Below are 8,622 nucleotides of genomic sequence, written 5' to 3' on the forward strand. Positions count from 1 at the left end.
GACCCGACCGCCCTCGCCGCCGACCTCGACGGCAACTGGGAGGTGCTGGCCGAGGCGATCCAGACGGTGATCCGCGCGGAGGTGGCGCCCGGCGCGCTCCCGACCCCGGCCCGCCCGCGTGTGCCCGAAGACGCCGGACCTCCCCGTCGGCGAGCCCTTCGCGAGCCGGTGCGCGCCTCCTCCCGCCTCCGCCGTCGAGGCCCGGCTCCGGGCGCTCCTCGCCGAGCGGCTCGTCTTCGATCCGGCGCACACGGCGGTGCGTCTCGCGCGGCCGTTCTTCGAGCACTGCGAGGCGTGGCCCGACCTGGTGCTCGGCGAGCTGCGCGTCGCGATCGAGTACGACTCCACCGGCCGTCACGGACTCGAGCACGTCGGGCACCGCGAGGAGGCCGACCGGCGGAAGGACCGCGCGCTCCGCTCCGCCGGGTGGGAGGTGGTGCGCATCCGCACGGGGAAGCTGCTGCCGCTCGGCCCCCACGACCTGGTCGCCACGGGAGTCACGGCCGCGCTGGCGGACCGTCTGGTCGACCGGCTCCGCGATGTCCGTGGTCCGCTGCTCGTCGACGCCTGGGGGCGCTGAGCGCGTCGTGCGGCGGCTGCGGGACGGTCCTCCGGAATCCGTCCCCGTGGCGCCCTCCCCGTCGCTCCGTCCCGGTGTCCGGCTCGGCGGAGCGGGACCCGCGGATGCAGTGCCGGCGAGTGGGAACCGTCGAGTGGGAGCCTGCGAGTCGCAGCGGTCGAGTCGCAGCCGCCCGCTCGCAGCCGACGCGTCAGAGCCGCAGGGCCAGCGCCTCGCTGCGCCAGCGGCGGTGCAGCGCCCAGGGGTCGGGCTCCCCGGCGCGCACGGTCTCGATGTGGGCGTCGAGCGCGGGGCTGCGCGCGAACCACTCGGTGCGCTCCAGGCGCTCGTCGGCGAACTGGGCGTGCCGATGCTGCTCGAGTGCTCGCCCGCCGCGCTCGAACGCGAGGAGCTCCTCGTGCCGGAGCCGGTGGAGGCGCTGCCGGGGATTTCCGCTGGTGCCGATCTTGATCCGCTCGCCGAAGCGGATGTAGTAGACGACGTCGACCCGGGGCGGCGGGAGCTCGCCGTCGGGAGCATCGCCGAGCCGCCACTCGCAGGCGGCGCAGAGCCAGGCGGAGGGGAGCCGGACGCCCAGGCGGGACCCGCACGCCGCGCACGGCGAGGGCAGGGCGTCGATCACGCCGTCCTCGCGGGCGACCCAGTCGTGCGCGAGCCCGAGGTGCGCGGCGCACAGCGCGAGCGGCGCACCGGTCTCCGCCGAGGAGGCGCACCCTCCGATCGCGCACGCTCCCATGCCGCCAACGCTAGGTGCGACCCCCGACATCGCGCCGCCGTCGACCGCGCCGCCGCGAGCACGCAGGAGTCGGAGTGCTCGCTCTCGAGGACGGCGGCATCCGCGCGCTCGCGGCCCGCGGATCAGCTCAGGCGGTCGACCAGCGACGAGGCGAGGCCCGTGTAGCCGCCCGGCGTCAGCGCCAGCAGGCGCTCCTTCGCCGCGTCGCCGATGTCGAGACCCTGCACGAAGACGGCGAGGTCGTCGGCACCGAGGCGCTTGCCGCGGGTCAGGTCCTTCAGCAGCGCGTACGGGTCGGTGATCGAGGAGCGGCCGGCCGCCACCTCCGCGCGGATCACCGTCTGGATCGCCTCGGCCAGCACCTCCCAGTTGCCGTCGAGGTCGGCGGCGAGGGCGGTCGGGTCGAGGTCGATCTCGAGCAGGCCGCGGGCGATGTTGTCGAGGGCGAGGAGGGAGTGGCCGAACGCGACGCCGATGTTGCGCTGCGTGGTCGAGTCGGTGAGGTCGCGCTGGAGGCGCGAGGTGACCAGGGTCTGCGCGAGCGAGTCGAGCAGGGCGCTGGAGAGCTCCAGGTTCGCCTCGGCGTTCTCGAAGCGGATCGGGTTGATCTTGTGCGGCATCGTGGACGAGCCGGTCGCCCCGGCCTGGGGGATCTGCCGGAAGTAGCCGAGCGAGATGTAGGTCCAGACGTCGGTGCAGATGTTGTGCAGGATGCGGTTCGCGTGCGCGGCCCTGCCGTAGAGCTCGGCCTGCCAGTCGTGCGACTCGATCTGGGTGGTCAGCGGGTTGAAGACGAGGCCGAGGGAGGTGACGAACTCCTCCGCGAGGGCGGGCCAGTCGGTGCCGGGGTCGGCGGCGAGGTGGGCGGCGAACGTGCCCGTCGCTCCGCTGAACTTGCCCAGGTACTCCGTCGCCTCGATCTGAGCGACGACCCGCTCGAGCCGGTAGGCGTAGACGGCGAACTCCTTGCCCATCGTGGTCGGGGTCGCGGGCTGGCCGTGGGTGCGGCTGAGCATCGACTCGTCGCGGTAGCGGACGGCCAGCTCCCGGAGCGACGCGACGACCGAGCGCAGCTTCGGCAGCCAGATCTCGCCGACGGCCTGGCGGACCACGATCGCGTAGGAGAGGTTGTTGATGTCCTCGCTGGTGGCGGCGAAGTGGGTGAGCTCGGCGATGCGCTGCAGGCCCAGCTCCTCGAGCCACTGGCGGACGAGGTACTCCACGGCCTTCACGTCGTGGCGGGTGCGGGCCTCGAGGGTCGCCAGCTCGTCGATCTCGGGCTGGCCGAAGTCGCGGGCGCGGCGGCGCAGCTCCTCGGCGGTCGCCGCGTCGACGGGCTCGGAGCCGAAGAGGCGGCGGTCGGTCAGCGCCAGCAGCCACTCGACCTCGACGTGCACCCGCGCGCGGTTCAGCCCCGCCTCCGAGAGGTACTCGCCGAGCGACGAGACGGCACCGCTGTAGCGGCCGTCGAGAGGGCTCAGCGGCTGGGTGGGGAGCGAGGTCATGCGGTGGTGCCTTCCGGTTCTCAGGTGTCCTGCGCGAGGGCGGCGCGCGCGTCGGTGGAGTCGGGGCGGACCGAGCGGTTGCCGCGCAGTCCTGGTTCGATCTGGGCGAAGAGGGCCCGGCAGGCGCGCTCGATGAGCGCGAGCACCGAGTCGAACGCCGCCGCATCGGAATAGTAGGGGTCGGGGACGTCGCCCTGCGGGGAGAGGCCGGGCTCGAAGTCGAGCAGGCGGCGGATCTTCTGCCGGTCGACCTCGGTGCGCGCCCAGGAGCGCAGCGCGCGCTCGTGCCCGTGGTCGAGCGCGACGACCAGGTCGAACTCGGCGAAGCGGGACGGGTCGAAGAGCTGGGCGCGGTGGCGGCCCCCGTCGAAGCCGTGTCGCTCCAGCGCCGCGAGGGCGCGGCTGTCGGCGTGCTCGCCGAGGTGCCACTCGCCGGTGCCGGCCGAGCTGATCTCGATCGCGGAGCCGAGCCCCGCCTGCTCCGCCAGGGAGCGCAGCACCACCTCGGCCATCGGCGACCGGCAGATGTTGCCGGTGCAGACGAAGCACACGGCGAAGGCCGAGGGCGCAGGGGAGTCGGGGGTCACCCGCCCATCATGGCGCACCGCGGCTCCTCCACAGCAGGCCGATCGCGGCCGCCGTCCACCGATGGCGCGCGCGGCCTCCCGGGCGGCGGCGGCGCGGCCGATGCTGGCTGCCGAGCCCGCGGTGTCAGTCCTGACGGCGGCGGAGGAAGGGGCGCAGGAGGAGGCCGATGAACCAGTTCACCAGGGCGAGCACGAGGGCGCCGAGCACGCCCCACCAGAAGCCGTCCACGACGAGGCCGAAGCCGAAGAGGCCGCTGATCCAGGCGGTCAGGAGCAGCAGGAGGCCGTTGACGAGGAACGAGACCAGGCCGAGCGTCAGCACGTACAGGGGGAACGCGACCACCCGCACCACTCCGCCGACGACGGCGTTGACGACGCCGAAGATCACCGCCACCAGCAGGTACGTGAGGACCGCCGCTGCGGGGCCCTCCTCGTACGGGTCCACGCGCACGCCCGCCACGACCAGGGTCGTGAGCCAGATCGCGACGGCGTTGGTCAGGAGGCCGAGGAGGAGTCTGCTCATGCCTCCACTATCCCCGCAGGCGGGGCGGGCCGCGAGCCGGGGCTCAGGTGAGGGGCCCGCCGATGGTCGGCTCGGGCGCAGGAGTGCAGAGGCGGGGGTCGTCGGCGCAGGTCCGCGGAGGGAGCACCGCGGTGGGCTCGGGCTGCGGCAGGGGCTCCGCCGTCGGCTGCGGGGCCTCGGTCGGCTCGGGGGCGGGCGCGGGTGCCGGCTCCGGAGCCGGGGGATCGGGCGTCGGCTCCTGGGTGGGCGCGGGCGCCGTGGTCGGCCGGGGAGCTGCGGGAGGCGCGGGGCGCGGGGGAGGAGCGAATCCGCTGCCCGGCTCCGGGACGAGCGGCTCGCGGGCCTCGATCACGGCGACGGCCAGCGAAGCGACCGCGGCTCCCGAGGCGAGGGCGCTCCGGAGCTGCTCGACCGCGTCGGTCAGCACCGCCCGCCGGGACGTCGATCCGCGACCGGAGGCGAGGGTCGACGTGGCGAGGCCGAGCACGCGCTCGGCCAGCGCCGTCCGCTGCTCCCCGGCCGCGGTCGTCGCGGTGGTGATGGCGTCGGCCGAGACTCCCTCGAGCGCTGCGTTCAGGGATCTGATCGCCACCAGCAGATCGGTGCGGGCCGCGCCCGCGACGGTGCCGTCGGTCGCGGTGAGGAGCGCGAGCGAGTCGTTCCGCAGCGCGAGGCCGGCCTCGCGCGCGGCGGTGTAGGCCGGGGGAGCGGCGACGTCGATGGACGTCTCCCGGAGAGTCGGGGTCGCCTGCGTGCCCTCCGCGGAGGGCGTGCATCCGGTGAGCGCGCCGGCGGCGATGAGCAGGGCGATCGCGGCCGTGGCGCCCCGGAGGAGCGGGCGCGCACCCCCGCGCCGCTCGGCTCGCCCTCGACTCCGCATCACTGCACCCTAATCGGGGGACGGCCGCCGTGGGCGCCGGTCAGCGGGGCGGTTCGCGCATCCGAGACCCGGGTCGGCCGCACCTCCGGGCCGCACCGGCGGCGCTCGACCGGTGGGAAGGGGGCCCGGCGCACGCCCGTCGAGGGCGGGGGACGGCGCGCGCGGAACGGCGGGGCGCCCGCCGCCGCGCCGCCTAGCATGGGGCGGGTGACCGACCAGCAGGAGCCTCCCGTCCGCCTCCGCCCCGAGATCCTGGCGCTCCCCGCCTACAAGCAGGGCCGCGCGGCCGCCGCCGACGCCTTCAAGCTCTCCTCCAACGAGAACCCGTTCGACCCGCTGCCCTCCGTGCTCGCGCGGGTCCGCGAGGTGGACGACTTCAACCGGTACCCGGACGCGGCGGCGACCGCCCTGCGCACGGCGCTCGCCGCGGAGTACGGCGTCCCGATCGAGGAGGTGATCGTCGGAGCCGGCTCCGTCGCGGTCATCGCCCAGCTGATCACCGCGGCGGCGGGCCCGGGCGACGAGGTCGTCTACGCCTGGCGCTCGTTCGAGGCCTACCCCTCGCTCGTCACGACCGCGGGCGCCACCAGCGTGCGCGTGCCGCTCCGCGCCGACGACACCCACGACCTCGACGCCATGGCCCAGGCCGTCACCGAGCGCACCCGCCTGCTGATCGTCTGCAGCCCCAACAACCCCACCGGCACCGTCGCCACCGCCGACGACGTCGAGGCGCTCCTCGAGCGCGTCCCGGGAGACGTCCTCGTGCTCCTCGACGAGGCCTACGCAGAGTTCGTCGACGACGAGCGGGCCGTGGACGGCACCCGCCTTCTCGGCCGCTACCCGAACCTCGTGATCGCCCGCACCTTCTCCAAGGCGTACGGCCTGGCCGGCCTCCGCGTCGGCTACGCGATCGGCCACGCGCGGATCCTCGACGCCGCCCGCTCCACCGCCATCCCGCTCTCGGTCACCCGGTTCGCCGAGACAGCGGCGGTCGCCTCCCTCGAGCACCGCGAGGAGCTCCTCGAGCGCGTCCACCGCATCACCCGCCTCCGCGACGACCTCTGGCGGGCGCTGCTCGACCAGGGCTGGACGATCCCGGAGTCGCAGGCGAACTTCCTCTGGTTCGACACCCGCGAGGACACGGCGCGGGCCGCCGAGGTCTTCGAGCGCGCCGGGGTCGTGGTCCGCGCGTTCCCGCCGGAGGGGATCCGCGTCTCCGTCGGCGAGGCGCGCTCTGTCGACAAGCTCCTCAGCGCGGCGGCCGAGATTGTGGCTTCCCTCCCCGAGGGCCACCCCGCGAGACGGATAGGTTAGTCGGGTGGTAGCCACCAGCACGGAGTCGCCGACTGTCCAGTTCCTCTCCGCGGACGGGCGGTTCTCGCCGACCCCCGCGGCCGAGCAGTACGCCTCCTACCTCGACGGGGTGGACGAGGCGCAGCACCGCTCCTTCTACCGCGAGATGGCGGTGGTCCGCCGCTTCGACACCGAGGCCGCGAACCTGCAGCGCCAGGGCCAGCTCGGACTGTGGGTCCCGAGCCACGGCCAGGAGGCGGCGCAGGTCGGCTCCGCGTTCGCGATGCGCCCGCAGGACCACGTGTTCCCCTCCTACCGCGAGCACGTCGTCGGCAAGATCCGCGGCATCGACCTGCTCGGCGTCCTCGCGCTCCTGCGCGGCACGACGCACGGGGGCTGGGACCCGACCGACCCGACGAACGGGAACTTCCACCTCTACACGCTGGTGCTGGGCTCCCAGGCCCTGCACGCGACCGGCTACGCGATGGGCCTCACTCTCGACGGAGCGACCGGCACGGGCGACCCCGAGAAGGACGCGGCCGTCGTCGTCTACTTCGGCGACGGCGCCTCCAGCCAGGGCGACGTCAGCGAGGCGATGGTCTTCGCCGCGAGCTACCAGGCTCCCGAGGTCTTCTTCCTCCAGAACAACCACTACGCGATCTCGGTCCCCGTGGCCACGCAGTCGCGCAGCCCCCTCTACCTCCGCTCCTCCGGCTTCGGCATCCCCGGCGTGCAGATCGACGGCAACGACGTGCTCGCGAGCTACGCGGTCACCGCCAAGCACCTGCAGGACGCGCGCTCCGGCGGCGGTCCCCAGTTCATCGAGGCGCTGACCTACCGGATCGGCGCGCACACCTCGAGCGACGACCCGACGAAGTACCGCACCGACGACGAGCTCGCCTCGTGGGTCGCGAAGGACCCGATCACCCGCTTCGCCGCGTTCCTGCGGAGCGAGGGCGTGGAGCAGTCCTTCTTCGACGAGGTCGACGAGGAGGCGAAGGACTTCGCGTCCGACATCCGCCGCCGCCTCCTCGCCCTCGAGGTCCCACCCACGGGCGTCATGTTCGACCACGTCTACTCGGAGCCGCACGTGCTCGTCGAGGAGCAGAAGGCGTGGCTGCAGCGCTACGAAGAATCGTTCGGAGGCGAGTGATGACGATCGACACCAGCACGACGGCCGCGCAGCCGCCCCTCACCGGGTCGCAGCTCGAGTCCATGTCCATGGCCAAGGCGCTCAACGCCGGCCTCCGCCGCGCGATGACGCAGGACGACCGAGTCCTCCTGATGGGCGAGGACATCGGCCCCCTGGGCGGCGTCTTCCGCATCACCGAGGGCCTGCACGCCGAGTTCGGGGCGAAGCGCGTGCTCGACACGCCGCTCGCCGAGTCCGGCATCGTCGGCACTGCGATCGGGCTCGCGATGCGCGGCTTCCGCCCGGTCTGCGAGATCCAGTTCGACGGGTTCATCTACCCGGCGTTCGACCAGATCACCTCGCAGCTGGCCAAGATGACCAACCGCCACGAGGGTGCGATCACCATGCCCGTCGTCATCCGCGTGCCCTACGGCGGGCACATCGGAGCGGTCGAGCACCACCAGGAGAGCAACGAGGCGTACTTCGCGCACACCGCGGGCCTGCGCGCGGTCAGCCCGTCGACTCCCAACGACGCCTACTGGATGATCCAGGAGGCCATCGCCTCGGACGACCCCGTCATGTTCTTCGAGCCCAAGAGCCGCTACTGGCCCAAGGGCGACGTCGACCTCAGCGGTTCCGCCGCGCCGCTGCACGCCAGCCGCGTCGTCCGCCAGGGCACGGAGGTCACGCTGGTCGGCTGGGGCCCGATGGTCGCGGTCCTCCTCCAGGCCGCCGAGCTCGCGGGCGAGGAGGGCACGAGCGTCGAGGTCGTCGACCTGCGCTCGCTCTCCCCGATCGACTGGGAGCCGCTGCTCGCGTCGGTCCGCAGGACCGGCCGGCTCGTCGTCGCGCAGGAGGCGTCCGCGAACGTGAGCCTCGGCTCCGAGATCGCGGCGACCGTCACCGAGCGCGCCTTCTTCTCGCTGGAGGCGCCGGTCCTCCGGGTCGCCGGCTTCGACACCCCCTTCCCGCCCGCCAAGGTCGAGAAGCTCTTCCTCCCCGACGTCGACCGCGTGCTCGAGGCCGTCGACCGCTCGCTCGCGTACTGACGCGCGCGACATCCGCCCGCACGAGCCCACAGGAGTCCCCCCGATGACAGAGCAGTTCCTCCTCCCCGACGTCGGCGAGGGTCTCACCGAGGCCGAGATCGTGGCCTGGAAGGTCAAGGTCGGCGACGAGGTGGCCGTCAACCAGGTCCTCGTCGAGATCGAGACCGCCAAGTCGCTCGTCGAGCTCCCCTCGCCGTTCAGCGGCACCGTGGTCGACGTGCTCGTCGACGAGGGCCAGACGGTCGACGTCGGCACCGCGATCATCACCGTCCAGGCCGGAGCCGGCTCGATCGGCTCCGAGGTGCCCGCGCTCCGAGCGCCCCCGCCGCCGCGACCT

9 protein-coding genes and 1 pseudogene are annotated in these 8,622 nt (G+C 73.7%); 5 read left to right on the forward strand and 5 right to left on the reverse strand.

The genetic code is table 11. The features are described from left to right. Window positions 1-88: 88 nt before the first annotated feature. Window positions 89-580 (forward strand): annotated as a pseudogene (locus tag C5C50_RS16290) (hypothetical protein); the annotation flags it as partial. A 190-nt stretch (window positions 581-770) separates the two neighbouring features. Here C5C50_RS16290 and C5C50_RS16295 read toward each other — a convergent pair. From C5C50_RS16295 to C5C50_RS16315, 5 genes are all read right to left on the reverse strand, one after another. Next, entirely contained in the window at window positions 771-1,316 is a 546-nt protein-coding gene (locus C5C50_RS16295) for a GIY-YIG nuclease family protein (RefSeq protein ID WP_104273932.1), read from the reverse strand. A gap of 122 nt (window positions 1,317-1,438) precedes the next feature. Then, complete coding sequence (gene purB / locus C5C50_RS16300) at window positions 1,439-2,821, reverse strand: adenylosuccinate lyase (protein ID WP_104225198.1); 1,383 nt, start codon at window positions 2,819-2,821, stop codon at window positions 1,439-1,441. A 20-nt stretch (window positions 2,822-2,841) separates the two neighbouring features. Next, a complete protein-coding gene (locus C5C50_RS16305) occupies window positions 2,842-3,408 on the reverse strand; it encodes a low molecular weight protein-tyrosine-phosphatase (RefSeq protein ID WP_181027248.1) in 567 nt (188 codons plus the stop codon). 124 nt (window positions 3,409-3,532) lie between these two features. Continuing rightward, entirely contained in the window at window positions 3,533-3,931 is a 399-nt protein-coding gene (locus C5C50_RS16310) for a phage holin family protein (RefSeq protein ID WP_104225199.1), read from the reverse strand. Between the two features lie 43 nt (window positions 3,932-3,974). Beyond that, entirely contained in the window at window positions 3,975-4,811 is an 837-nt protein-coding gene (locus C5C50_RS16315) for a hypothetical protein (protein WP_104273933.1), read from the reverse strand. A gap of 198 nt (window positions 4,812-5,009) precedes the next feature. On the opposite strand from C5C50_RS16315, the gene hisC reads away from it, so the two are divergent. The 4 genes from hisC to C5C50_RS16335 form a co-directional block, all read left to right on the forward strand. Next, a complete protein-coding gene (gene hisC, locus C5C50_RS16320; RefSeq protein WP_104226632.1) occupies window positions 5,010-6,125 on the forward strand; it encodes a histidinol-phosphate transaminase in 1,116 nt (371 codons plus the stop codon). 4 nt (window positions 6,126-6,129) lie between these two features. Further along, window positions 6,130-7,257 carry a thiamine pyrophosphate-dependent dehydrogenase E1 component subunit alpha gene (locus tag C5C50_RS16325; protein ID WP_104226633.1) on the forward strand — a complete coding sequence of 376 codons (1,128 nt, stop codon included), beginning with the start codon at window positions 6,130-6,132 and terminating at the stop codon, window positions 7,255-7,257. A gap of 62 nt (window positions 7,258-7,319) precedes the next feature. Continuing rightward, window positions 7,320-8,285: an alpha-ketoacid dehydrogenase subunit beta gene (locus C5C50_RS16330; RefSeq protein WP_181027250.1), complete on the forward strand. Its 966-nt coding sequence runs from the start codon at window positions 7,320-7,322 to the stop codon at window positions 8,283-8,285. Window positions 8,286-8,328: 43 nt separating this feature from the next. Further along, window positions 8,329-8,622, forward strand: a 294-nt coding sequence (locus C5C50_RS16335; RefSeq protein ID WP_308471843.1) for a biotin/lipoyl-containing protein, incomplete at its 3' end; no start/stop codon positions are given.

The organism is Rathayibacter sp. AY1D9 (assembly GCF_002932395.1).
Classification (GTDB): Bacteria; Actinomycetota; Actinomycetes; order Actinomycetales; family Microbacteriaceae; genus Rathayibacter.

Coding starts and splice junctions, on each gene's coding strand:
- C5C50_RS16295 (WP_104273932.1), bottom strand. CDS start 1,316: ATGGGAGCGTGCGCGATCGGAGGGTGCGCCTCCTCGGCGGAGACCGGT.
- purB (WP_104225198.1), bottom strand. CDS start 2,821: ATGACCTCGCTCCCCACCCAGCCGCTGAGCCCTCTCGACGGCCGCTAC.
- C5C50_RS16310 (WP_104225199.1), bottom strand. CDS start 3,931: ATGAGCAGACTCCTCCTCGGCCTCCTGACCAACGCCGTCGCGATCTGG.
- C5C50_RS16315 (WP_104273933.1), bottom strand. CDS start 4,811: ATGCGGAGTCGAGGGCGAGCCGAGCGGCGCGGGGGTGCGCGCCCGCTC.
- hisC (WP_104226632.1), top strand. CDS start 5,010: ATGGGGCGGGTGACCGACCAGCAGGAGCCTCCCGTCCGCCTCCGCCCC.
- C5C50_RS16330 (WP_181027250.1), top strand. CDS start 7,320: ATGTCCATGGCCAAGGCGCTCAACGCCGGCCTCCGCCGCGCGATGACG.